Origin of the sequence: Glycomyces sp. NPDC046736, assembly GCF_040645615.1 — a bacterium.
GTDB lineage: Bacteria > Actinomycetota > Actinomycetes > Mycobacteriales > Micromonosporaceae > Glycomyces.
The window spans coordinates 1-24,616 of sequence record NZ_JBEYYO010000031.1; the positions used below are offsets into that span (position 1 = coordinate 1).

Below are 24,616 nucleotides of genomic sequence, written 5' to 3' on the forward strand. Positions count from 1 at the left end.
TCGGCGGTCGGCGGTCGGCGGTCGGCGGTCGGCGGTCGGCGGTCGGCGGCGAGGGATTGTCGGTCCCTCGCGCGATGATTGATTCGGGGGCGACTCAGTGGCGACACGCCCGAGCGCGGGGGCAGCGCCCGTCGCGGCGATGTCGTACCCATGCGGGATCGTTGCAACCGGGGGCGTTCGGATTCCGACACGCCCGGCCGCGGGGTACGCAAGCGCGCCAGCGGTGTCGTACCCATCGGCGATCATTAGAACCGGGGGCGCTTGGGACGCGACACACCCGAGTGTGGGGGTCGGGTTCTTCAGGCCGCCAAGGGGACCAGGTCTGGGGCCGTCTTGGCGATGTCCGCCGTTAGGCGTTCAGCGAAGGCATCGACCGCTGCTGTTCGTTCGTCGGCTCTCCAGGTCAGGCCGTAGCGCACTGGCGGGGCGTCGATCACATGCAGGTACGCGATCCCCGGCCTCGGTTGGTGCGTTGCCGTGTGCGCCCCGGTCAGCAACGCGCCCTTGCCTCCCGCCACCAGCATCAGCGCCTCCTGGAGGCTCGTCACGCCCGGCCCGCGCGGGATCTCCCTCCCGCCCGGCGCGCGCCCCGGAGACTGGGTCTCCCTTCGGTAGTCCGGCACATTCCCCTCGATCCTCACCAGCGGGACCTCCGCGAGGTCGTCCATCGTGATCCACGGGCGCTCCGCCAGCGGGTGGTCCCCCGCGATCGCGAGCAGGCGCGGCTCGGTCAGGAGCGTCGCTGACTTGCCCAAGTCGTCTTCGCGAACCGGGAGTTCCATGAACTGCACGTCGTAGTACCGATCCCGCAGCTGCGTGAACGGGTCGGTGAACGACATCTCGCAGATCTCGACCGACAGCTCGGGGTGATCGGCCCGGAGCGCGTCGACCGCTCGCATCGCGATCTCGCCGGTCAGCGAAGCCGAGAAGCCGACGCGGAGCGTGCCGCCGATGCCCCGCGCCGCCGCGGCCGTGCGCGCGAGGATCCGCTCGATCGCCCTGTGGTGCGGCTCGACCTCGTCGCGGAAGCGTTCGCCCAGCTCAGTCAATGTCACACTGCGACTGGTGCGCTCGAACAGCGGCGCCCCGAGGCGGCGTTCGAGGCGTTGGATCAACTGGCTGACGCGGGCGCGGGAGAGGCGCATGCGCACCGCCGTGCGGCCGAAGTGCAGTTCCTCGGCCAGGATCAGGAAGCATTCGAGCTCGTCGCGTTCCACGGGCGTCCTCCGTATCGGTAAGTCTGACTGAATGAACGTTGCGTTCTTCGTCGTTGTTCCCGCCCGCGATCGGACCGAAGCTTTCAGGGCAAGCCAACGACTGAACCAAGGAGTACCCGTGAAAGCCCGTGAATGGGGTGTGCTGCTCGTCCTTTCAGGAGCGATTTTCCTGGAAGGCATCGACGTGGCCATGCTCAACATCGCCCTGCCCTCGATCCGCGCCGAACTCGGCCTGTCCACCGGCTCCCTCCAGTGGGTCGTGAGCGCCTACGTGCTCGGCTACGGCGGCTTCATGCTGCTGGGCGGCCGCGCCGCCGACCTGATCGGGCGCCGCCAGGTGTTCCTGGTCGCGCTCCTGGTCTTCCTCCTGTTCTCCGGCCTCGGCGGCCTCGCCGAGAACTCGGCCACCCTCATCGCGGCCCGCTTCATCACCGGCCTCGCCGCCGCGTTCATGACCCCCGCCGGACTGTCCATCATCACCACCGGATTCGAAGAAGGCCCCAAACGCGAACGGGCCCTGATGATCTACGGCGGCATCGGCGCGGGCGGCTTCACGCTCGGCATGGTCATCGGCGGTCTGCTCACCACGATCGACTGGCGCTGGGTGTTCTTCATGCCCGTCGGCCTGTCCGCGGTCCTCCTGGTCGCCGCGCTCATCCTCATCCCCAAGTCCCCGCGCCCCGACCGCAGCGGTCACCGCTTCGACCTCTTCGGCGGCCTCACCATCACCGCCGCGATCGTGCTGCTCGTGTTCGGCGTGGAGCGGGCCACGCACGTCAGCGCCGCCTGGACGATCGGCACGATCGGTCTCAGCCTCGCACTTGTGGCCCTGTTCGTGCTCATCGAGCGCAAGACGCCCGAGCCACTGGTGCGCCTGGGCATCTTCCGCTCCGGTTCGCTGGTGCGCGCCAACCTCATCGGCATGCTGTTCATGGCCGGGTTCTTCGGCTTCCAGTTCCTCGTGGTGCTCTACCTCCAGGAGCTGCGCGGCTGGTCGACCATCGAGGCGAGCCTGGCGATGCTGGTCATCGGCCTCGACGTGGCCCTCGCTCCGACGCTGACCCCAGTCCTGGTGCGCCGCTTCGGGAACGCCCCGGTGCTCTTGGCCGGTCTGGTCTCGGCCGCGCTCGCGTTCGGGTGGTTCCTCACCGCAGGCGCCGACACGTCCTATGTAGGCATGTTGCCGAGCCTGGTCCTCATGGGCCTGGCCTTCACCTTCGCCTACGGCCCCTTGACCATCATCGCCACCAACGGGATCGCGGAGAAGGAGCAGGGCCTGGCCGGCGGCCTCCTGTACACCTCGTTCCAGTTCGGCGCGGCCCTCGGCCTCGCCGGGGTGGCCGCGGTGAACGTGGCGGCGACCGCCTCCGACGCCCCGGGCGCGCTGCTCGACGGCTACCGGGCCGCGCTCCTGGTCCCGCTGGCCGCCGCGGTGATCGCGGTAGTGCTGGGCGCGTTCAACTTCGGCCGCAAGCAGGCCGTCCAGGACGAGCCCGAGCGCGAGCTCGCGGGCGTTTCCTGACGCGCACGCCGCAGGCCCGGACCGAGTGGTCCGGGCCTGCGGCGTTCCCGGTACCTCTGGCAGTGAGATATTGACATTTATTGTAAGTAAGCTTTACGGTTAATGCTCGAACCCGACGCACCCGAGCCCGCACCCTCCGTTCGAGTTCCCCTTGGGAGTACCGCATGAGAAGACCGAGATTGTTCGCATCGCTTTTGGCCGCAATGGGTCTGGTGCTCGGCGGGGCGCTCGTGGCCTCGCCCGCGCAGGCCGCGAACCTGGTGGCCGACCCCGGGTTCGAATCCGGAACGGTGGCACCGTGGTCGTGCGAGTCGGCCGAGGTCGTGGCCGCGCCGACGCGTTCGGGCACCAAGGCGCTCAAGTCGACCGCGAGTGCGTCGTCCATCGGGCGCTGCGCGCTGACCGTCCCGGTGCAGCCGTCGAGCGCCTACACGCTCAGCGCGTGGGTCCAGGGCTCGTACGTCTACGTCGGCGCGACGGGCGCGAACCAGACCTGGACGGGTTCGGCCGCCTCGTACACGCAGTTGCAGACCTCGTTCACGACCGGCGCGACCCAGACGTCGGTGGAGATCTACGTGCACGGCTGGTACGGGCAGGGCGACTTCTTCGTCGACGACGTGTCGCTCGACGGGCCGCCCGGGGACGGCGGCGGGGAAGGCGGGGTCCCGGGCACACCCGGCTCGGCCCGGGTCACCGCCTCCAGCGAGACGAGCGTGACGCTCGCCTGGGACGCGGTGAGCGATGTGGACGGTTACAAGGTGCGCCGCGGCACGGCCGTCGTCGCCGATACGACCGCCACGATTGCCACCGTCACGGGCCTGTCGGCCTGCACCAGTTACGAGTTCAGCGTGAGCGCCTACAACGCCGAGGGCTCGGGCACGCCGGCCTCGGTGAGCGCGCGGACGACCGGCTGCGCCGATTCGGGGATCGCCGACCGGGCGCTGATCGGTTACCTGCATTCGAGTTTCGCCAACGGCTCGGGCTACATCAGGATGGCCGACGTGCCATCCGAATGGGACATCATTAACCTCGCGTTCGGCGAGCCGACGACCCCGACCTCGGGCGACATCCGGTTCTCGCTGTGCCCGGCGTCCGAATGCCCCAATGTGGAGTCGAAGGCCGAGTTCATCGCCGCGATCGGGCAGAAGCAGGCCGAGGGCAAGAAGGTCCTGCTCTCGATCGGGGGCCAGAACGGCCAGGTGCAGCTCACGACCACGGCCGCGCGGGACGCGTTCGTGTCGTCGGTGAGCGCCATCATCGACGAGTACGGGCTCGACGGCCTGGACGTGGACCTCGAAGGCCACTCGCTGTACTTCAACCCCGGCGACACGGACTTCCGCAACCCGACCACACCGGTGATCGTCAACCTGATCTCGGCGCTCAAGACGCTGACGGCGTCCTATGGGGACGACTTCGTGCTGACGATGGCGCCCGAGACGTTCTTCGTCCAAGTGGGCCACCAGTTCTACGGCGGCGCGGGCGGCGGCGACAACCGCACCGGCTCGTACCTGCCGGTGATCCACGCGCTGAGGGACGACCTCGACGTGCTCCATGTGCAGGACTACAACTCCGGTCCGGTGATGGGTCTGGACGGCCAGTACCACAACATGGGCGGCGCGGACTTCCACATCGCGATGACCGACATGATCAAGGCGGGCTTCCCCGTGGCGAACACCGGGCACACCTTCCCGGGCCTGCGGGAGGACCAGATCGCGTTCGGGCTGCCCGCGGCGGTCAGCGCCGGGAACGGGTACACCTCCCCGGCTCACGTCCACCAGGCGCTGGACTGCCTGACGTCGGGTTCGAACTGCGGCGGGTACACGCTGCGCGGCGGGCCCTCGCCGGACCTGCGCGGGCTGATGACCTGGTCGATCAACTGGGACAAGTACTACGGCTGGGAGTTCATGGACAGCCACCGTCCCTACCTCGACGGGCTCTAGGGAACGGGGGGCGGCGGGCCGGGACCGGGCCCGCCGCCCGACTCATTCGGGCGGGTGCTTCTTGGTGAAGATGTCGGCCAGGACCCGCAGGGCCATCACGGATGCGATGAGCAGCAACGAGAGTCCGAAGAAGTGGTAGAGGGAGATCTGTTCGGTGAGCGTGGGCCCGCCCTCGATGCCGAGCAGCATCACGGCCATCACGCCTGAGGCCGCGGCGAGGACGGTCAGGAGCGTCTGGTGCAGCCAGGCGGTGATCGTGCGGCGGTCGTCGGCTTTGGCGAAGAGCCGGAAATTGGCGGTGAGCTGGCCCGATTCGGCGGCGGCCACGAGCCGGTCGAGGCGGCGGGGAAGCTTGCGCAGCACCGGAAGCAGGTCGGTGACCTCTTCGAGGACGAGGTCTTGGACGGCGGCCGGTCGCAGCCGCCGCTCGGCGTATCGCTGTCCTATGTGGCGGGCCTCGCCGATGAGGTCGAAGCGCGCGTCGATGGCGGTCAGGCAGCCTTCGAGGGTGGCGAGGGTGCGGAACACCGCGGCGAGCTCGGGCGGGATCACGATGCGGTACTTGGCGATGATGCGGAACAGCTCGGTGAACATGCGGATGCCCGGGGCCGCGCCGGGCACGAGGTGGCGGGCCATGAAGGAGCCGAGCGCGCGTTCGAACCCGGTCTGGTCGAGCTCTTCGGGGCGGGTCGAGACGCTCACCAGAGCGTCGGCCAGCGCGGGGCCGTCCTGGCGGTCGACGGCTTGGAGGATGGCCTCGAAGGAGGCGCGCAGTTCGCGGTCGAGGCGGCCGACGGAGCCGTAGTCGATGAGGCCGATGCGGTCGTCGTCGAGGAGCATGAGGTTGCCCGGGTGGGGGTCGGCGTGGAAGATGCCGTCGACCATGATCTCGTCGAACATCTCGCGTAGCAGCGCGGCGGCGAGGGCGTTGCCGTCGAGGCCGCGGTCGGCGAGCCCGGCGGTGGCCAGGGGGACGCCGGGGAGGCGTTCCATGACCAGGACCTGGTCGTCGGAGAGGTCGGGGTGGGGGCTGGGGACGCGGACTTCGGCGTTGCGCCTGTCGTGGGCGGCGGCGACTTGGGCGAGGTTTCGGGCCTCGACGGTGAAGTCGACTTCCTCGCGGAGGGCTTCGGCGAAGCCGTCGGCGAGGCCGAGGACGTCCATCGAACGGCCCCATGAGGTGTGGCGGTCGAGGGTGCGGGCGAGGCGGCGGATGATGTCGAGGTCTCGTTCGACGGCCTGCTGGGCGCCGGGGCGGCGGACTTTGACGACGACCGCTTCGCCGCCGTGGAGGACGGCGGTGTGGACCTGGGCGATGGAGGCGGCGGCGATGGGTTCGGGGTCGAACTCGGCGAAGATCTCGTCGACGCTGGCTCCGGCGGCGGCTTCGACGATGCGCACGGCGGTCGTGCCGGGGATGGGCGCGGCCTGGTCCTGGAGTTTGGACAGTTCGGCGATGTAACCGGCGGGCAGGAGGTCTCGGCGGGTGGAGAGGATCTGGCCGAGTTTGACGAAGGTGACGCCGGCGTCGTCGAGGGCCAGGCGGAGGGCGCGGGCCATCTCGGCGTCCTGGGCGGCTTGGCGGCGGCCCCTCAGGAGGCCGATGAGACCGTGGCGGGCGGCGATGGCGAGGATCTGGAGGTAGCGGCGGGTGCGCCTGATGCGGGTGCGCAGGCCTTTGAACCAGGTGCGGGCCGGGGGGACGGCGCCGGTGGGGATCACGGCTTCCCAGATCACGAGCATGATCATGGCGAAGACGGGGGCGCAGACGAAGACGAGGAGCCAGAGGGCGAAGACGCCGGGGAGTTCGTCGCTGGTGGGTTCGCGGAAGCGGTACTGGTCGAGTAGGGCCGGGAGGAGTCCGTATTGGATCACGCCGTAACCACTGATGCTGACAACCAGGAGGCGCCAGAGGGTGTATCTGATGTCGAGGAGTCGGGTGGCGACGTATGCGACGGCGGCGGTGTTGATGCCGACGCCGATCACCGAGAGGAGGAATTCGGGCATGGGGCTCGGCCTTTCAGCGCACGGATTCGACAGCACAGGGTATGACGCGGCGGCCACAGGCGGGGAGGCGGCGCGCCGTCCGTGTGGCATTGACATTTATCTATTAATAAGCTTTACTGTCAGTAACGGTCCCCCACCTTCGTCCGTCCCTCAACGGTTCCAAGGAGACTGTCATGACCGCGATCCGCCGCGCCTTGATGGCGTTGGCATCCCTGATGCTCTTGTCCGGCATGTTCAACGCCGGGGCCGCTTCGGCCCAGGCCACCGGGCTCACCGCCACGTTTACCGCCACCGACTTCGGCTCCTATTGGCAGGCCAAGTACGTCATCGCCAACCCCACCTCGGCCGCGATCACCGGCTGGACCCTCGAATTCGACCTCCCCGAGGGCGCGCAGCTCGGGCAGGTCTTCTACGGCAAGGCCACCCAGTCGGGCCGCCACGTCACGATCGTCAACGAGCACTACAACGCCACCGTCCCCGCGGGAGGGACCCTGGAGCCCTACAGCCCCTGGGTGCTCGCACAGAGCCCCGCCGAGCCCACCGGGTGCCTGATCAACGGCGACAAGTGCGACGGCAGCCCGGCAGCGCCGCCCGCCGCCCCCACCGGGCTCGCCGCCACCGCGCGCACCACGACCACCGCGACCCTCGCCTGGGACGCGGCCGAGCCCGGCGACCACCCCGTCGACCACTACGAAGTACTCGCCGAAGGCCAGGTCGCGGCCACCACCTCGGCCACCGAAGTGGTGGTGTCCGATCTCGCGCCCGCAAGCGCGCACACCTTCACCGTCAGAGCGGTCGACGTGCGCGGCCACGAAGGCGATGAGAGCGCACCGGTCACAGTGGAGACCCTCGACCCGGCCGACGACACCGACCCGCCGCCCGCCCCCACCGGGCTCCAGGTCACCGGCGTGACCTCCGGTTCGGTAAGCCTGTCGTGGTCGGCCTCGACCGACCCGTCGGGGATCGCCGGGTACGACGTATACCGCGACGGCCGGTACGCGACCTCCACGGCCGCAACGAATGCCGTGGTCGGCGGACTCGCGCCCGTCGCCACCTACGAGTTCACCGTGGTCGCCAGGGACGCCTACGACAACGCCTCCCCGCACAGCGCGCCGGTGACGGCCCAGACCGACGACGCGATCGGCTCGGGCGAGCACGCCCGCGTCGGCTACTTCGTCCAATGGGGCATCTACGGCCGCCAGTACTTCGTCAAGAACCTCGACACCTCCGGCGCGGCCGCGCAGCTCACGCACATCAATTATGCGTTCGCGAACATCGACCCGGTCAACTTGACCTGCATGAATGGCGTCACCAAGGGCACCAGTCCCGACCCGCAGGACCCCGACCAGGGCACCGGCGCGGGCGACGCCGAGGCCGACTACGGGCGCGCGTTCGCCGCCTCGCAGTCGGTCGACGGCGTGGGCGACACCGGGTGGGAGCCGTTGCGCGGCAACTTCAACGAGCTCCTGGAGCTCAAGGAGAAGCACCCGCACCTCAAGGTGCTCATCTCGATCGGCGGCTGGACGTACTCGAAGTTCTTCTCCGACGCGGCGGCCACCGAGGCCTCGCGCGAGAAGTTCGTGGCCTCGTGCATCGACATGTACATCGACGGGAACCTCCCGCTGTACAACGGCGCGGGCGGCGACGGCGTCGCGGCCGGGGTCTTCGACGGCATCGACCTCGACTGGGAATGGCCTGGGGCCGAAGGACACCCGGGCAACCACGTGAGCCCGGCCGACAAGGAGAACAACACGCTCCTGATGGAGGAGTTCCGCCGCCAGCTCGACGAGCGCTCGGCCGAGACCGGCAAGGACTACCTGCTCACCGCGTTCACCCCGGCCGACCCCGACAAGGTCGAGGCCGGGTGGGACATCACCCGCGCCGACGGCACGCCCAGCGTGTTCGACTACATGGACTTCGCGAACGTCCAGGGCTATGACTTCCACGGCTCGGGCAGCGACAACTCGTGGGAGCCGAATCTGACCGGGCACCAGGCCAACCAGACGACCGATGTGGACGATCCGTACTCGTTCCACTTCTCCAACGAGATCGCGATCGACACCTATCTGGACGCCGGAGTCCACCCGCGCCAGTTGACGATCGGCATCCCGTTCTACGGCCGAGGCTGGCAGGGCGTCGCCGACGGCGGCGTCAACGGCGAATGGCAGGCCGCGAACGGGGCCGCTCCGGGACAGTTCGCCGAGGAGGCCGGGACTCGCGGGTACGCGAACCTGCTCGCGTCCGTGCCCGGCTGCACCGTCCACCACGACGAGCAGGCCGGAGCGACCTACTGCTACACCGGGAACGGCGGCCAGTGGTGGTCCTTCGACGACCCGTGGTCGATCGGACTCAAGACCGACTGGGTCAGATCCGAGGAGCTCCTCGGCGTCATGGTCTGGGAGATGTCCGGGGACGACGGGACGCTGATGTCGGCCATCGACAGCGGTCTGTCTTAACCCCTATACCGTTGGGGGCGTGGAGAAACCACGCCCCCAACGTATATCCGGGTGGCGACCGCTGGATAGTTTGACCGCATGAACGACGAGGAGTTGCTCGCGCAGGGCGTCGGCCCCCTGGCGCTGGCCGTGCTTCCCCAGGCGGCGGACACCGACGACGATGACGTGGCCGCGATGTGGTGCGGCAAGCTCGCCCAGGCCGGGATGCTGGAGGCCGCCGCCGGGCACTTCCGCGACGCCGCCGCGTCGGGCGACCTCACCGCCGTCAAGTGCATGGTGTGGCTCGGCCGCGAGGCGGGCCGCACGGCCGACGCGCGGCAGTGGCTCGAAAGGGGCGCGCAGGCCGGAGACGCCTGGTCGCAGTTCGAGCTGGCCCTGTCCTTGACCGAGCCGCACGAGCAGGAGGCCGCCGAGCACTGGTACCGGCACGCCGCCGAGGCCGGGCACGCGCTGGCGATGAGCAACCTCGGCGTCCACCTCAAGCGCGCGGGCCGCGACGACGAAGCGCTGCACTGGTATCGGCGGGCCGCCGAGGCCGGAAGCGGCACCGGGATGAACAACCTCGCGGTGCAGCTGATGATCGCAGAGCACGACGCCGAGGCCGAACACTGGTTCCGCGCCGCGGCCCGCGAGGGCAACACCGACGGCACCGCGAACCTGGGCCGACTGCTCTTCGAGTCCGGCCGCCCCGACGAAGGCGAGTCATTCCTCGCGGCAGCGGCCGAACAGGGCCACGGCGGCGCGGCGGGAATGCTGGTCGAACACCTCGAACGCACCGGAAGACCGGACCAGGCCGCCGCCTGGAGAGCGAGGTTCGCCTAGACGACGGTGCGGCACCCGTCATTCCGGTCATGCGACTGAGGATTCATCGTGTCATGCTGGGGAACCGGATGAAAGACCCCAGGAGGACACATGCGGGAAGATACCGACTGGGCTGCCGCCGAGGCCGCGGCCGTCTCCCTCGAAGCCCGCCTCATCCGCTACTGGAGCGAGGACGACCATACGGCCGTGGACGATCCCGAGGCGATGCGCGAGGCGATGACGTTGGCGCCATGCTGCGTCCTGTTCCCCGACTCACCCGAGGCACCGGCGGTCGTCATCGATCTCGAAGCGCTGCACGTACTCGCGTCGTTCCACTTCGCACACGTGCACCGCGCCGGGGAGGTCACCCCCGAGACGGTCGAGGAGGGACAGTGGATGCTCGCGCTGTTCGCGTGCCTCGGCGCCTTCGCGCCCGACCTGGTGCCCGAACCGATCCGAGACGGGGTCGCCACGGTCGGCACCCCGCCGGTGGTCCTGCTCGAACACGAGTTGGGGCGCGCCTTCGAAGAGCATCAACGCTGGATCTCCACTAAGGACCCAGCGGCGCTCGAGACCTGCACGTCGCTCTTCCGGGCGATCCTGGAATGCCTGCCCGCCGGACATCCCGCCGTCCCGTCGATGATGTCGAACCTGGGCAACTGCCTGCGCATGCGCGCCCTCCTCCACTCGGACGCAACGGAACTCGACGACGCGATCGAACTCGCCCGCCGCGCCGTGCGCCTGGTCGAGGCCCAGAGCCCCGACCGGCCCGTGATCCTCGCCAACCTCGCCACCGCCCTGACCCAGAAGGCGCCCGCGGCAATGCGCCCCGAGGAGTTCGACGAGGCGGTGGACGCCGCGCTCGAAGCGCTCCACATCGCCTCCGACCCCGAGGACTGGTTCGAGCCCTGCGCCGCGATGGCGCTGCTGCGCCGGTATCGGAGCCAGGGCTCGGACGCCGACCTCGACGCCGCCATCGCGGCCTTCGACCGGGCGCTGGAGCGGTTCCCCGAGGGCGACAAGGGATTCGCGCTGTGGTCGGTCCAGTCGGCGATCGCGCTCTCGCTGCGCTATGCGCGTGACCGCCGCGAGAGCGACCTCGACGCGGTGTTCGCGGCGGCGGGCCGATCGACCGGGGTCGAGGACGAGGAGCTGGCCGCCGAGCGCCGCCGCGTCCTCGGCCTGGCGCTGTTGGCGCGCTTCGAACTCCACGGCCGAGAGGAGGACCTGGAGGAGAGCGTCGCCTCGCTGCGGGCGGCCGGGTCCGACCCGGCGACCCTGCTCGACCTCGGCGTCGCCGAACTCGCCCGGTTCACGCACACCGGCGAGGAACACCATGCCGACGAGGCCGTGGCGACCTTCGAACGGATCATCGCCACCGCGAACGAGAGCGTCACCGGCCAGGCCCTCATTCGGCTCGCCGAGACGTACTGCGAACGCCTCTCCCGGTTCGGACGCGAGGCCGACGCCGAGGCGGGCAAGCGCACCGCCGAGCGCGCGCTCGCCATGCTCGACAGCGCCAGTGCCCGGGCCCGGCGCGCCCGGCTCCTCATCGGGGAGATCGAGGCGAACCTATTCGACCTCACCGAATCCGAATCGGCCCGCGACCGGGCGATCGCGATCTTCAGCGAGGTGTTCGAGGCCGCGGAGGACGACGCGGAGCGGTGGCTTCCCGCGGTACGCCTGGGGCACTTGCACATGCGGCGCTACAGTGACGGCGATCCAGGCGCGCTCCCGCTCGCGGTGGAGTGGTCGCGTGCTGGCCTGCACTGCCTGGGCGAGGGGGACGGCGGGCCCGAACTCGCCACCGCGCTGGCAACCCTCGGGCGCGTCTTGTCGCTCACCTACGAGGAGACCGGCGACCTCGACGCGCTCGACGAGGCCCTGCGACTCCTCGAACGGGCGGCCGGAATCTCGCGCCTGACGCGGGCGCTGCGCGCCGAAGTACCGTTCTACCTCGCCTCGGTGCTGCTGCACCGCGTGGACCGCTTCGAGGACGGCGACGCCCTGGAACGGGCCGTCGAGGCGCTCGCCGCCGCCGAGGCGGCGATCCCCATCGACCACCCGGAGCGGTCGCTGTACTTGGCGACGCTCGCCTCGGCGCTGCGGGCGCGGTTCGAATGGCGGGGCCGCCCCGAGGACCTGACCGAGGCGGTGCGGGTCGCCCGCCGCGCGGTCGAGAACGCGCGCAGGGACAACGACCTGCGGATCTCGTTCGCCCTGGCGGGCTTGGGGATGGTGCTCACCGCCCGGTACACCTGGTTCGGGTCCGTCTCGGACATCGACGACGCCGTCGACGCCTGGCGGGAGGCCGTGGCCGTCCTTCCGCCGGACAACATCGCACTCGGCCCCTATCGGGGCCAACTCGCGATGGCTCTGGTCCACCGCTACGGTCACCGGCGCGATCGCCGCGACGCCGACGAGGCGGTCGAGGCCGCCCGCGCCGCCGTCGAGGCCGAGGTCGAGCCGCTCGCCAGGGCCGAAGGCCTCGCGCTGCTGGCCCACGCGCTCAGGTCGAGGGGCGCGGTCGAGGAGCTCCCCGAGGACGTTGTCGAATCGGTCGAGCACCTGCGCGAGGCCGTGAGCATCTGCCCCGCCGGCACCCCGCGCCGCCCCGCTTTCCAAGGTGCCCTTGCGCTCTCACTGATGGTGCACCTCCGCGACAACGAGGATCGCGCCTTGGCCGACGAAGCGGTGGCCGCCGCCCGGGAGGCACTCGACGCCGCCGACGCGGACGACCCGCGCCGACCGAGCATCGTCAACGTGCTCGCGCTCATCCTCGCAGGGCGGGCCTCGCTCAACGAGGACGAGGCCGACACGGAGGAGGCGGTCGCGCTGCTTCAGGAGGCCACCGGCTCGGGCATCGGGCCCGCCCCGGCCCGTTTCATGGCGGCGCGGCTCCAAACCGGCCTCGAATCCGCGCGGGAGCACTGGGACGCCGCGCTCGACGCCTGCCGCACGGCGATGGCCGAACTCCCCCGCCTGGCCTGGCACGGGTTCCAGCGGGACGACCTGCTCGACGCGCTGACGCGGACCGACGGGTTGGCTCGGACTTCGGCGGCCATCGCCCTCAATGCGGGACAACCGGAAACGGCGCTGCGGTTGCTGGAGGAGGGCCGAGGCGTGCTGCTCGCGCGGTCGCTCGACGCGCGCGACGACATGGCCGAGCTCGCCGAACGGGTGCCCGACCTCGCCGATCACATCCGCCGCGTCCGGGCACTCCTCAACGTCGATCCGACCGATCTCGTTGCGGCCGAGGCGATCCCGGGTTTGCCCACCTGGAGCCGGGCGCTTGCGGGCGACCGGCGGCGGGAGCTCTCTGAGGAACTGGACGACTTGGTCGAACAGGTACGGGCGCTCCCGGGCTTCGAGGACTTCCAGCGGCTTCCTTCGATGGAACGCCTTCAGGGAGCCGCTGCGGGCGGGCCGGTCGTGGTCGTGAATGTGAGCGACCTGAGGTGCGACGCGCTGATCGTCACCGCTGACGGCGTGGAGCCGGTGTCGTTGCCGGACCTGGAGATCGACGGCGCCGAGGGGCTCACCGAGCGGACCCGGACGCTGCTGCGCTCCCTCGCGAGCCTCAGCGACGGCGAGGAAGCGGTGCGGCGCGCGAACCGGGACCTGGAGGAGACGCTGGAGTGGCTGCGCCGGGTCGTGGTCGACCCGGTGATGCGGGCGCTCGCCGACGCCGAGGTGACCTCCGGTCGCCTGTGGTGGTGTCCCACAGGCGATCTCGCGCTCCTGCCGCTCCACGCGGCCGGGCCCGAGTCGTTCGTCTACTCGTACACGGCCACGGTCCGGGCCCTCTCATCGCAGGTGGGGAAAGTGCATGCGAGCCAGGCCGAGCTGCTGGCCGTCGACCTGTCCGCCACCCCCGGCCTGCCGCCCCTGCCGCACGCGAAAGCCGAGGTAGGGGCATTGCTCGAAGCCGTGCCGGACGCGACGCTCCTCGAAGGCCCTGACGCCCACCGCGACGCGGTCCTGCGCGGCCTCGAATCCCATGCGCTCCTGCACTTCGCAGGCCACGGCGCCCAAGACCCGGCCCGCTTCCCCGGCGGCGCCCTCTTCTGCCACGACCACCCCCTCACTCTGGCCGACCTCGCCCACCGCCGCTCCCCCTCGGCCCGCCTCGCCTACCTCTCGGCCTGCGAAACCGCCTGGGGCGCCGAAGACCTCCCCGACGAAGCCCTCCACCTGGCGGGAGCCATGCAACTCGCGGGCTTCGACCACGTCGTAGCGGCCCAATGGTCGGTCGACGACGTCTGCGCGGTCGCCACCTCAATGATGTTCTACAAGGGACTCACGGACCCGACCACCTCGGGAACCCTCAACCCCGACAAGGCCGCCACCGCCCTCCACGCAGCCACAACCCAACTCCGCAGACAAGACACCCCGACCCTCCTGTGGGCCTCCTACGTCCACATCGGTCCGTAAGCGCCGATCAGAAGACGGGTGGGATTCGGTAGGTGAGGGCTCTGCCGTTTTCGGTGAGGATGGTCAGTAGGTCGGCGTCGATTGCGGCGTGTTCTATGAAGTCGTCGCCGATGGGGATGGCGGCGGAGGGTGTGGCGTCGGCGAGGTTGACCACGGTGATCTGGCGTTCGGAGCCGTAGGACTCGACCACGGCGAGGTCGCCGTGGAGGGCGGCCACGCTTTGGAAGAGTTCGGCGTCCATGCGGATCGTGCCGTCGAAGCCGAGGAGCTGGGCGGAGCTGACGTAGTCGAAGGGCTGGTCGCCGAGCACGATGCCGTTCGGGCCGGAATACCAGTGCTCGTCCACATGCCACTCGACCCCGATCTCCCACTCCTGCAATCCCGTTCGCGTGTTGATCGCGATGGTCTTGTACTGGTCGCTGGCGTCCGAGTGGTCGACGGCGGCGCAGACCAGCCCGGGGCCGCAGGCTTTGACGTTCTTGATGCTGAAGCCCGCGTTGAACTCGATCCTCCAGGACTCGTCGAAGCCGTCGATCGCGAACGCACCCAATGCCGCTCGGCCCGGTGAGGCGTCATCGGAGAGCTTGCCGATCGCGAGGCCGTCGTATGCGGTCCAGATGTTCCCGTCCAGCGGGAGGTCGCCGCTGTGGATCGCGGAGCCGTCGGCCGCGTCGCGCACCACCGCGGTGCCCTCGTCGGGGTCGAGTTCGACGAGTCGGTCGGTGGCGGCGAGGTTGTCGTGCAGCGCATAGGAGTTCGGCGGGATCGTGCCGGGACCGCCCTCGCCCTCGTCCCAGATCGCCTCGGCGCGGGCGCGGTAGGTGTCGATGATGAACAGGTCGTAGGGGCCTTCCTTGCTCCAGACCTGCTTACCGGTGAGGAGGTCGATGCGGATCACGGCATTGTCCTCGAAGCCGTCGCGCTGCTCCACGATCGCCTCGTTGCCGTAATAGGCGACGTCGCTGCGCCCGTACCAGGGCTGCTTCCACAGGAGAGCGCCGTCGGCGAGCGCGACGGCCGCGCGCATGTCCTCGCCCGCGTCGGTGGCCGAGGACGCGGCGTCGAGCAAGAGCACGTCGCCGACGACGCCGAGGTGCAGCTCAGTGGGTTCGAGCTCGTACTCCTGAGTCCACAATGTCGTTCCGGTGGCGTCCATCGCGGTGACGGTGGTCAGGCCGATGCTGGCTTCGCCGATGTAGGCGACGCCGCCCGCGGTGGTCATGGCGGTGGCGTCCGACGTGGACAGCTGCGTCTCGGAGACGAGTTCGAGCTCGGGTGAGGGGTCGGTGTCGAGGAGCTCGCCCGCGCTCTCGGCGAGGCCGCTGAGGGGGTTGTCGCCGCCGAGGCCTTCGAGCATGCCGTCCCAGTCGGTCTGGTTGAGCGCGATGACGAGCGCGACCACGATGACCGTGACGATGCTGGAGACGACCGAGAACGCCAGGAACCTGTGCGGCGGCCCGGCGTTCGGCAACGGTCCGGTGTGGACACTCGGCGGGAGTGCCTGCGGCGTGAACGGAAGCCGTTGGGGCGTCGGGTCCGAGACCGGCGGGGGCGAGGGCGTGTAGGGCGAGGAGAGGGGCGGCGACGCAGGCGAAGCCGTGCTGGGCGAGAAGACCGGCGGCGATGAGGGCGCGGGCGTGTAAGGCGACTGCGCAGGTGCGGGCGGGGACGGCAGCGGTGCGGGCGGCGTCTGGGCCGGGGCCCGCAGGTCGGGTACCGGGTAGGGAGCGTAGTCGGCCACGGGCAGCGCGGTGGGCGTGGTCGCGTCGGCGTCGTCGGTTTCCGTTGCGGCGTACTGGTACGCGCCGAACGCGACCGGGAGTTCGGGCTGCTCGGGCACCGAGGGGGCGACGCCGAGTCGAGAGTGGATCCTGGTGGCGACCATCGGCATCCGGCTGGAGCCGCCGACCAGGAGCACGGCGGCGAGATCGGCGGGGGCGGCGCCCGCGCGTTCGATCGTGCGGCGCGTCTCGTCCACCGCGCGGGCCACGAGCGGGTCGGCGAGGCTGGTGAGCTCGTCGCGGGTGAGGTGCAGGCCCATCGGGTTGTGGCCGGGCAGGGCCACCGGCGCGGTAGAGGTGCGCGAGAGCATCTCCTTGGCCGCGCGCACCTCGGCCCAGAAGGCGAGCCGGTCGCGCAGGTCGGCGGTGGTCTCGGGCTGGTCGATGCGTTGCCACAGCTGGGGATCGCGCCCGGCCACGACGCGGCCGAGGTGCGCGGCCAGCGCCATGTCGACGTCGAGCCCGCCGAGGTCGTCGAGGCCGCCGACGGCGAGGGTCCGCAGGCGGCCGGTGTCCTCGCGGCGGACCACGGCCACGTCGAACGTGCCGCCGCCGAAGTCGAAGATGGCGACGGTGCCCGCGCGCGGGATCTCCTGGCCGAGGACGGTGGCGCAGTAGGTGGCTGCGGCGATGGGCTCGGGGACCATACGAACGGGCCCGAGCCCGGCGAGGTCGGCGGCGCGTTCGAGGGCGCCGCGGCGCACCGGGCCCCAGTCGGCGGGGTGGGTCAGGACGGTCTGGGTGGGGCCGAGTCCGGAGGCGGCGGCCTCTTCGGCGACGCGGCGCAGGCCGGTGGCGAGGAGTTCCTCGACGGGGATCTCCTTGTCGCCAAGGAGGATCGAGCCGTCGTCGATGCGGCGTTTGGGGTGGGGCTCGAACCGCTCGGGGTCGGTGGCGCCGAGCCGTTGGGCGTCGCGTCCGGTGTGGAGGGTGCCTTCGGCGTCGAGGTACACGCCGGAGGCGAGGAGCGGCGAGCCATCGAAGATGAGGGTGCGGGGTTCTTGCCCTTCGCGGCCGACGACGGCGACGGTGTGGGTGGTGCCGAAGTCGACGGCAAGCATTACGGGGGTCTGCACGCGGGCCTACTCATTCGATGCTGGGGCGGTTCCACCGAGCCGACATCCGATAGGATATATCCTATATCCTATACGGTTCGGCGGGCGGGTGGATCGGTCGGCGGGCTTCCGGCGATCCCTCGCGAGGATACAGCGCGGGGCCGGTGCGGCGACCCCGCGCGCCGGAGCACGCGTTCGCGAGAGCGTTCGCGAACGCTCTCGCGAACGACCTGCGGGCCTGCGGGCCTGCGGGCCTACGGGTTCAACGAGGTGAGGACGACCGCCTCTGACTCGTCGTGCGGCAGGTACCGGACGCGCACGACCATGCCCGGCTGCAACTGCGGGATCGCGCTGGCGTCGATGGGCTTCTGCTGGTCGAGATCGAAGACCGACCCGTCGGGGCGGGTGACGCGGAGCTTGAGGTCCATGACCGCGCGGTCGCCGCGCAGCTCGCCGGTGGGGCTGATCGCGAGCACCACGGCCCGCGCCTCGGTGCCCTGCTCGGCGATCTGGAGCTGACGGGGCGTGACCAGGCCCTTGGCGACGCGCACGCGGTCGAGCGCGGCCTGCATCTCGGCCTGCGGCGCGTCGGCGGCGATCGCGACCCGGCCGTCGGCGCTGCCGGGGCGGTAGCGGACGGGGAGGATCGCGCCGGGGCTCAGGGCGCCGAGCTCGGTGAGGTCGACGATGGTGCGGGCGGTGCCGCGGAACGACTGTCCGTCCATAGTGTCCACGTCGAGGAGGATGTCGAGCTGCGGCTGGTCGTTGACGGTGAGGCCGGTGCGGCTCACCGAGACCACGGTGCCCATCGCGATCGGCGCGCCCTCGAAGCCCTTGGGGCTCAGGCCGCGAAGCTGACGCAGCGGCCCGTCGACCATGCGCCCCACCGAGAACGTGGTCGGGAGGACCCCCAGGAGCAGGATCGGGCCGACGAGCCAGCCGTTGGCCCAGGCGGCGGGGCTGTCGCCGCCGAGTCCAGTGAGGACGAACATCGCGGTGCAGATCAGGCCGGCGATGAGGAGGACGGTGTTGATGACCTTGAACATGAGGTGGGCCTTTCGTCGGGTTCGAGGTCGAGTCTCGGGCCGAGGCCGGCGCTACCGGTCACAGGTTTCGGGGCGGGCGCGGGCGGGGCAGGCCGATTACACTCGCGGCATGGTGCAGGCACATGTCGCGGCGGTGCCCCGAGGCATGCTCATCGCGGACGCGTGGGCGCAGCTCGGCGACGGCGTCGCGCCCCTGTCGAACGCCTCGGGCAGGCCGCTCGCGCGCACCGTCAAGCTCCTGCTGGACCCGCTGGTGCTGCGCCCGGGCCTGCGCCCGCAGTTCGCGGGCGGGGTGATCGGCGTCGAGCACGTGGACGCGCTGCGAGGGGCGATCCTGGACGCGGGCCCGACCCTCACGGCGACCGCGGCCTGGTTCCGCATGGTCAAGCAGGCCAGGCGCCGAGCGGGGATCACCGAGGGACACCCGCAGGACCTGTACTTCCAGCGGTGCTACGAGCTCGCGCACCTCCACGGCGACCCGGGGACCGCCCCGGACGCGGCCCAGATCGCCGCCGAGGCGGTCGCGGAGGTCCACGAGGAGCGCGGTTCGGTGACGGTGGACCGGTTGCGGCGCTTCGTGACCGACCCCGAGCAGGTGAGCGGGCTGGACGACCTGCTGCGGCAGGCGTGGGAGCGGCGGGAGGGCGATGCGGCCGTCCGAGGCCAGGGCGCGGGCCTGGCGGAGTTCTTGGAGACGTGCGCGGTCGAGGCGGACGAGCGGCTGTGGAAGTCGTTGGCGCAGCGGCGAATCGGCACGGCCGAGGCCGTCGAGCTGGACGCCCCGGGGGTGGCGAGCGGATACGGTCTGACCGAACGCGACCGCCCGGCCCGGCCCGAGATCGGCGACAGGGCCTCGAAGAGGCGGCTCCCGAGACCGTTCGACAGGTCCATCATGGAGCGATTGTTCGCGGCGTTCACGGCGGTGTTCCAGCGCGAGGCGATGTCCGACATCCCGGCTCTGGTCGTGGCCGAAATCAACCGCTCGGCCGCGCCGTGGCAACTGGGCGAGGAGACCGGCCGCGTCGCGATGGCCCTCGGCCGAGACGCCAGCGCCGGTCTCGACGCGCAGACCGAGCCGGGCACGGACGCGAACGCGCGGCTCCTGGCGCGCTGGCGGCGCGAGTCGTACGTGCAGCGAGTGCTGCGGCTTCCGGCAGCGGAGGTGTCGGAGGAGACACGCGAGGACGTGCGCGGGGTCCGGCGCGCGTACCTGCGACGGCTGTGGGCGCGCCTGCACGGCCGAGAACTGCGCGGCGAGGCCACGACGGCCGAAGGCATGTGGGACCTGCTCGACGGCGTCCTCCGCTCAGTGATCATGGACCAACGAGACCGCCTGCGCCGCAAACTCGAACGCGACGGGGCGAGCGCATGATCCCGCACCGAGTCGCGTGCGGCACCGCCCACGGTCGCCTGAGCACAGGCGAACGCGCCGCATGCCGCGTCGTCGCAACTGGCGCCCGCTGTGTGCAAGCCGGTGCGCACTCGCCGATCGCGCCCCAGGCCGGGGGAAAGCCGACCGCCACTTGCCGAGCCGCCATTGCCAGCGCGTCTCGCGCCCGCCACGTGCCCGCTGAACCACAGTCGCTGCGCGCCTGGACGCCCACCGCCGCCGCGTCACGATCCCACCGCGCACCCGCTGCATCACAGTCACTGCGTCCCCGAACGCGCACCGCCGCAACGGAACCGACAGCCAGTCGAACCACCGACCACGCCGCGTGCGCCGCCGCGGCCCGCGCCCGCCACATGTCCGCTGGGCCGCATTCGCCAAGTTCGGGTGCAACTATGGCCGCAGCGAAACCGATCATCACACGCCTCGCGACCATTCGCGTCGCGCGCGTCGGTGCCGGCTGTGTGCCCGCTGGATTGCGTTTGAGCCGATCCAGCGCGCCTCAGGCCGCCGCGGAGCCGACCGGCGCTCGCTCTGCCCGAGGCCGCATCGCCCCGGCCCGCTCCCGTCATGAACCCCGCGCCGCGTGTGGCGCGGCGGTTCGCGACCGCCGAGTCACCGCCCTGCGCCGCTCATCCGCGTGGAGCCAGTCATGACCCGCTTCTCGGTCGCTCGGAGCGGCACCGTCATCGCAGTCGGGTCCCGGCCTGACCATCCCGAGCGGACCGCGCTCGTCGAAGGCCTTGGGGCCCTGCTGTTCTGGGACGTTCTCTCGCCTGAGGCACACCCCGCTGCGGAGATTCACGATCTCGCTCTTGCGAGCGCGTGGCTCTGGGAGTTGTACGGTCCCAATGCCGCCGCCTCGATCCTCAATGGAGCAATCTCCGTCGACACCGAAGCCTCCTCCCCCGGGCTCGACTCCCTCCGCGCCCTCGCTCACCTGCATTGGGCCTCGGCCTGGTGGCCCTCCTCCTACTGGGCAGGCGTCCCGGCCCTTCCGGCCGGGATTCTCCGTGCCGAGATCGCGTGGCGGACCGCCGCCGTCGAGCACCTGCTCGAAGACGAGCACGCCGTCGAGCGCGCCCTCGCGCAGGCCAATCTCGTCGCGCTCGGCCTGTTGACCACCGACGCCGACCTCGGTACCGAGGCCCGTGCGCTCGCCGAAGTCCTCGATGACCTCGCCGAGGACCACGGTCTCGAGCTGCGCCGCGAACCCGCGGTCCGACCCGAGGGCTGGGCGCTCGCCGCGGGCGGCGGCGAGACCTCGGGGCTCACGCTCGCCTCGGGAACCTCCCCATTGGACTGGGCGCTTGTGCCGCAAGGCCTCGTGGACGCCTCGGCCGACGCCGCCTGGAGCGTCACCCAGACCGGCACCCTCACGCTCACCGTCAGCGTCCCCGCCGCACCCGAACCCCCGCCACTCGCCCTGACCGCGCGGATCGCCGGAGCCGACATTCCCTTGCGCTTCGACCCGCCGTCGAGTGCGTTCACCGGCGAAATCGAAGCGCCCCAAGGGTTCATGATGCTCCCCGCCGCCGAAAGGACCCTCGTCGTGTTCGCACCGGACTTCGCCGTCCCCGCCGCGCCCGACCCAGACGCGGCCGAGCGGCAGGCCGCCGTCGTCACTTTCGCGCTCGAACGCCTCACCGCCCCGGACGCCTCCCTCACCGAACGCGCGGCCCGCGCATGAGCGAGGACACCAGCGACCTGATCGGCCTGCACGGCGCCGAGACCACCGGCCCGCGCTGGGCCCCGTTCCGCGAGCTCAACAACCGGGCCGCCAGGCTCGTCAACGAAGGCCGCAACACCGAGGCCAACGCACTGCTGCTCCAGGCCTACGAACTCACCGTCGTGCCCGATGTGGACGCCGCCGGGCTCGACGGCCGGGCCCGCGCCCTCGCGAACCTCGCCGCGCTCGCCGAAGGCCGCGGCGAGGCCACAGAAGCGCTGCGCCTCACCGAAGAGGGCCTCCTCGCGTGCGAAAGGGCCGAAGCCGAAGCGGGCGACCGATACGGCACCCGCGCCGTGCGCGCTTCGCTGCTCATCAACCGCGCCCAGACCCTCCAGCTCGTCGGGCGCCTGGACGACGCGCTCGCCGACCTCGACACCGCCCTGGCCCTCAGCACCGAGTCCGAACCGGGCGGCGACAGCCACATCGTCGCCGTCATGCTCCACAACACCCGCACTGTGCTCCTCATCGGACTCGAACGCCTCGAAGAGGCCGAAACCGAAGCGCGCCTGACGCTCCGGCTCGCCACCGAGCACGAGCCGCGCCTCACCGGCTACCCGTACTCGAATCTCGCGGTCATCGCCCAAGCCCTCAACGACCACGGCGCGGCGATGGAGTACCTGCGCCTGGCCGAACAGGTCCACGCCGCATCAGGCGAGGCGAGCGCCGCCGCGCTCGCCACGGCCAACCGGGGCCGCGCGGCCCTGCGTGCGGGCGACCCCGAAGCGGCGGGGCGGCTCCTGGCCGATGCCGAGCGGGCCTTCGACGACGGCGAGGAACCGCTGCGCGCCGCCGAGATCCGCTACGGCCGCGCCCACGCCGCGTTCCAGACCGGCGCCATCGCCACCGCCCGCGAACTCCTCCCCTCGGCCGTAGCGGTGCTCCGGAACGCCGGGCACACCGCGATGCTCGCCGAAGCGCTCGCCCTCGAAGGCGACATCGCCGCCGCCGAGTCCTCATTCGACGAAGCCGAGACCGCCTACCTCGCCGCACGGGAGGCCTACGCCGCGTCCGGCGGCCGATACCACTTGGCGCGCATCGACATGCGCCGGTCCTTCGCCGTCGCCGCCCGGTGCTCGCTCGCCATCACCGCGAGCGAGCAGCAGCGGCTCCTGCGCGCCGCGTTCGACCTCTCGCTGCCCTCGGCGCTGGCCACCGACGCGATCCGGCACCAGTTCGCGCCCGGCCGGGCCCGCGAGCAGTGGGCCGCGACCGTCGCGATCCCCGCGATGGCGCACGCGCTCAGCCTGGCCGCCGCGCTCCGCGACGGCGCGATCATCTCCGAACTGCTGGAGCACATGAGCGCCACCGTCTCGCTCCACGCGCCCGCCACGCCCGAGGCCGTCCCGCTCACCGAAGCCCTCGGACCCGATCCGCTGGCCCTGGCACCACCCGAGGATTTCGCCGAGCTCCCTTACACCGCTTCGGCACTCGTCGCCGGGGCCTCCGGAGACTTCCCAGCCGCGCAATTCGCGCTCCCGCCCCGGCTGCGCGTCAACCCGAACCGTCCGTCCCAATTGGAGCCGTGGATCGTGGAGACCGAGCGCCGCTACGGGTTCCCGATCCGCTCGAACGAGGTGATCGACGCATGGTGAATCGCCCGACCGTCCAGCTCAAGATCGTCGACGGCGACGGCCTCTACTACTCGTGGCGCTGGGAGCACGAGCTCGGCGCGATCCAGAACATCCTGGTCCCGGCCGAATCCGTGCTCCCCGCCCTCGGCGAACTCGCCGCCGCGCTCCCCACGCCGCTGCCCGGCGAGAGCGTCGACCAGGCCGTGGAGCGCTCACTCACCAACGGGCCCTTGACCGATCGCGCACGCGAGATCGAGCTGAGCAGCCTGCTCGCCCGCGCCCTCGTGCCCTACCAGTTGGCGATGGAGCTCAACGCGCTCCTCGAACAGGGCCTGCGCCCGCACGTGCGCATCCAGGCCTCCCCGTCCACCGCCCAAGTCCCTTGGGAGGCAATACGAGTGGATGAAGGCGAGCGGTTCGTCACCAACGCCGACGTCTCGGTGCTCCCGCCCGCGACCGTCCGCAACGCCCCCGAGCGCCGCGTCGCGGCCTGGGACCCGGACGGCCCGGTCGTCGCGATCCTCGACCCGCGCGTACCCGGCCCGCGCACCGCCGAACTCGGCTCGGTCCTGGGCCAAATCGACCCGGACACGCCGCTCGCGGCGCTGGTCGCGAAGCTCGGCGACCGCATAGCCCCTGCGGGCCAAGCGTTCCGGCGCACCGACCTCACGCGCGACACCGTCGAGGCGCTCCTGGCCGGGGCCGCGCGGCTGCTCTACGTCGGGCACGTGACGACCGCGCAGAACGGCCTCGACGCGCGCCTGCACCTGTGCTGCGGCCCGACCACGACCGGCCGCGCCGCCGCCATCGCCGGGCACCGGCCGCTCACCGCCGCCGATCTGGTGCTCGGCCACCGGCCCGGCGCGAATTCGGGCTGGCGCATGCCGAACCGGGTCGCGTTCATCGCGTGCGAGTCCGGCGGCGAGGCCCGCTTCGCCGAGCCGATCGGCCTCGTGGCGGCCGCGATCCACGGCGGCGCGCAGTACGTGACCTCGACGCGCTGGACACTCCCCACCGACGCGGGCCTGCGCCGCTTCGCCCACGGCGCAACCGAAGACACGACCGCGATTCCCGAGGCCGTGATCGCCGTGAGCGAGGCCCACGACGCGCCCGACCCGGTCGCCGTGCTCAACGCCTGGCAGCGCGACAAGGCCCACCGCTGGGAGACCGAGGGCCGCCTCGAAGACTCCCCGGCGGTCTGGGCGGCCTTCGCCACCGCCTTCGGATAGATACCCGCATATCCGTTTCGGCGCGGCTCGAAGCCGTGGCATCATCGGCTGATGCTGAAACTCACCGACTTCATCATCGACTGCCCCGACACGATGAAGCTGGCCGCGTTCTACGCCGCCGTCGTCGGCCGCGAGCTCACACCCACCAGCGACGAGCACTGGGCCGGCATCGACTACGGCGAAGTCGAACTCGCGTTCCAGCGCGTGGACGACTACCAGGCCCCCACCTGGCCCTCGGGCGAACACCCCAAGCAGTACCACCTCGACTTCGAAGTCACCGAGTTCGCCCCCGAGCAAGACCGCGTCATCGCCCTCGGCGCCACCCTCCAACAGGAGTTCATCCGCGAGGACGGCTACGGCTGGCAGGTCTACACCGACCCCATCGGCCACCCGTTCTGCCTATGCCGCAACAAGGGCGCCGACTGGTCCTAAAGAGAC

14 protein-coding genes are annotated in these 24,616 nt (G+C 71.1%); 10 read left to right on the top strand and 4 right to left on the bottom strand.

Annotated elements, in window-relative coordinates:
- Window positions 1-299 precede the first annotated feature (299 nt).
- On the bottom strand, window positions 300-1,217 hold the full coding sequence (locus tag AB0B28_RS21960; RefSeq protein WP_360124632.1) for a LysR family transcriptional regulator: 918 nt from the start codon (window positions 1,215-1,217) through the stop codon (window positions 300-302).
- A 118-nt stretch (window positions 1,218-1,335) separates the two neighbouring features.
- Here AB0B28_RS21960 and AB0B28_RS21965 point away from each other — a divergent pair, with 118 nt between their 5' ends.
- The gene (locus AB0B28_RS21965; protein ID WP_360124635.1) at window positions 1,336-2,739 is read left to right on the top strand and encodes an MFS transporter; all 1,404 of its coding nucleotides are present in this window, start codon (window positions 1,336-1,338) and stop codon (window positions 2,737-2,739) included.
- A 164-nt stretch (window positions 2,740-2,903) separates the two neighbouring features.
- On the top strand, window positions 2,904-4,679 hold the full coding sequence (locus AB0B28_RS21970; protein WP_360124638.1) for a glycoside hydrolase family 18 protein: 1,776 nt from the start codon (window positions 2,904-2,906) through the stop codon (window positions 4,677-4,679).
- 42 nt (window positions 4,680-4,721) lie between these two features.
- Here the strand turns inward: AB0B28_RS21970 and AB0B28_RS21975 are convergent, their stop codons facing one another.
- Entirely contained in the window at window positions 4,722-6,686 is a 1,965-nt protein-coding gene (locus AB0B28_RS21975; RefSeq protein WP_360124641.1) for an AarF/UbiB family protein, read from the bottom strand.
- Between the two features lie 197 nt (window positions 6,687-6,883).
- Here AB0B28_RS21975 and AB0B28_RS21980 point away from each other — a divergent pair, with 197 nt between their 5' ends.
- The 3 genes from AB0B28_RS21980 to AB0B28_RS21990 all read left to right on the top strand — a co-directional run bounded on the left by AB0B28_RS21980 (window position 6,884) and on the right by AB0B28_RS21990 (window position 14,377).
- Entirely contained in the window at window positions 6,884-9,142 is a 2,259-nt protein-coding gene (locus tag AB0B28_RS21980) for a glycosyl hydrolase family 18 protein (RefSeq protein WP_360124696.1), read from the top strand.
- 78 nt (window positions 9,143-9,220) lie between these two features.
- Window positions 9,221-9,964, top strand: coding sequence for a hypothetical protein (locus AB0B28_RS21985; RefSeq protein WP_360124644.1), 744 nt, complete (start codon window positions 9,221-9,223; stop codon window positions 9,962-9,964).
- A gap of 90 nt (window positions 9,965-10,054) precedes the next feature.
- A complete protein-coding gene (locus tag AB0B28_RS21990) occupies window positions 10,055-14,377 on the top strand; it encodes a CHAT domain-containing protein (RefSeq protein ID WP_360124647.1) in 4,323 nt (1,440 codons plus the stop codon).
- A gap of 7 nt (window positions 14,378-14,384) precedes the next feature.
- On the opposite strand, the gene AB0B28_RS21995 is transcribed toward AB0B28_RS21990, so the two are convergent.
- Together AB0B28_RS21995 and AB0B28_RS22000 are read right to left on the bottom strand one after the other, a co-directional pair.
- Window positions 14,385-17,234 carry an Hsp70 family protein gene (locus tag AB0B28_RS21995; RefSeq protein ID WP_360124649.1) on the bottom strand — a complete coding sequence of 950 codons (2,850 nt, stop codon included), beginning with the start codon at window positions 17,232-17,234 and terminating at the stop codon, window positions 14,385-14,387.
- A gap of 233 nt (window positions 17,235-17,467) precedes the next feature.
- Window positions 17,468-18,259: a hypothetical protein gene (locus tag AB0B28_RS22000; protein WP_360124657.1), complete on the bottom strand. Its 792-nt coding sequence runs from the start codon at window positions 18,257-18,259 to the stop codon at window positions 17,468-17,470.
- A 109-nt stretch (window positions 18,260-18,368) separates the two neighbouring features.
- On the opposite strand from AB0B28_RS22000, the gene AB0B28_RS22005 reads away from it, so the two are divergent.
- The 5 genes from AB0B28_RS22005 to AB0B28_RS22025 all read left to right on the top strand — a co-directional run bounded on the left by AB0B28_RS22005 (window position 18,369) and on the right by AB0B28_RS22025 (window position 24,610).
- Complete coding sequence (locus AB0B28_RS22005) at window positions 18,369-19,631, top strand: hypothetical protein (protein WP_360124660.1); 1,263 nt, start codon at window positions 18,369-18,371, stop codon at window positions 19,629-19,631.
- 667 nt (window positions 19,632-20,298) lie between these two features.
- Window positions 20,299-21,336, top strand: a complete 1,038-nt coding sequence (locus tag AB0B28_RS22010) for a hypothetical protein (protein WP_360124663.1) — start codon at window positions 20,299-20,301, stop codon at window positions 21,334-21,336.
- The gene (locus AB0B28_RS22015) at window positions 21,333-22,970 is read left to right on the top strand and encodes a hypothetical protein (protein WP_360124666.1); all 1,638 of its coding nucleotides are present in this window, start codon (window positions 21,333-21,335) and stop codon (window positions 22,968-22,970) included. Before AB0B28_RS22010 ends, AB0B28_RS22015 begins: the two co-directional genes overlap by 4 nt.
- Entirely contained in the window at window positions 22,964-24,178 is a 1,215-nt protein-coding gene (locus tag AB0B28_RS22020; RefSeq protein ID WP_360124669.1) for a CHAT domain-containing protein, read from the top strand. The genes AB0B28_RS22015 and AB0B28_RS22020 overlap by 7 nt, the downstream gene beginning before the upstream one ends.
- A 51-nt stretch (window positions 24,179-24,229) precedes the next feature.
- Complete coding sequence (locus AB0B28_RS22025; protein ID WP_360124672.1) at window positions 24,230-24,610, top strand: VOC family protein; 381 nt, start codon at window positions 24,230-24,232, stop codon at window positions 24,608-24,610.
- Window positions 24,611-24,616 lie beyond the last annotated feature (6 nt).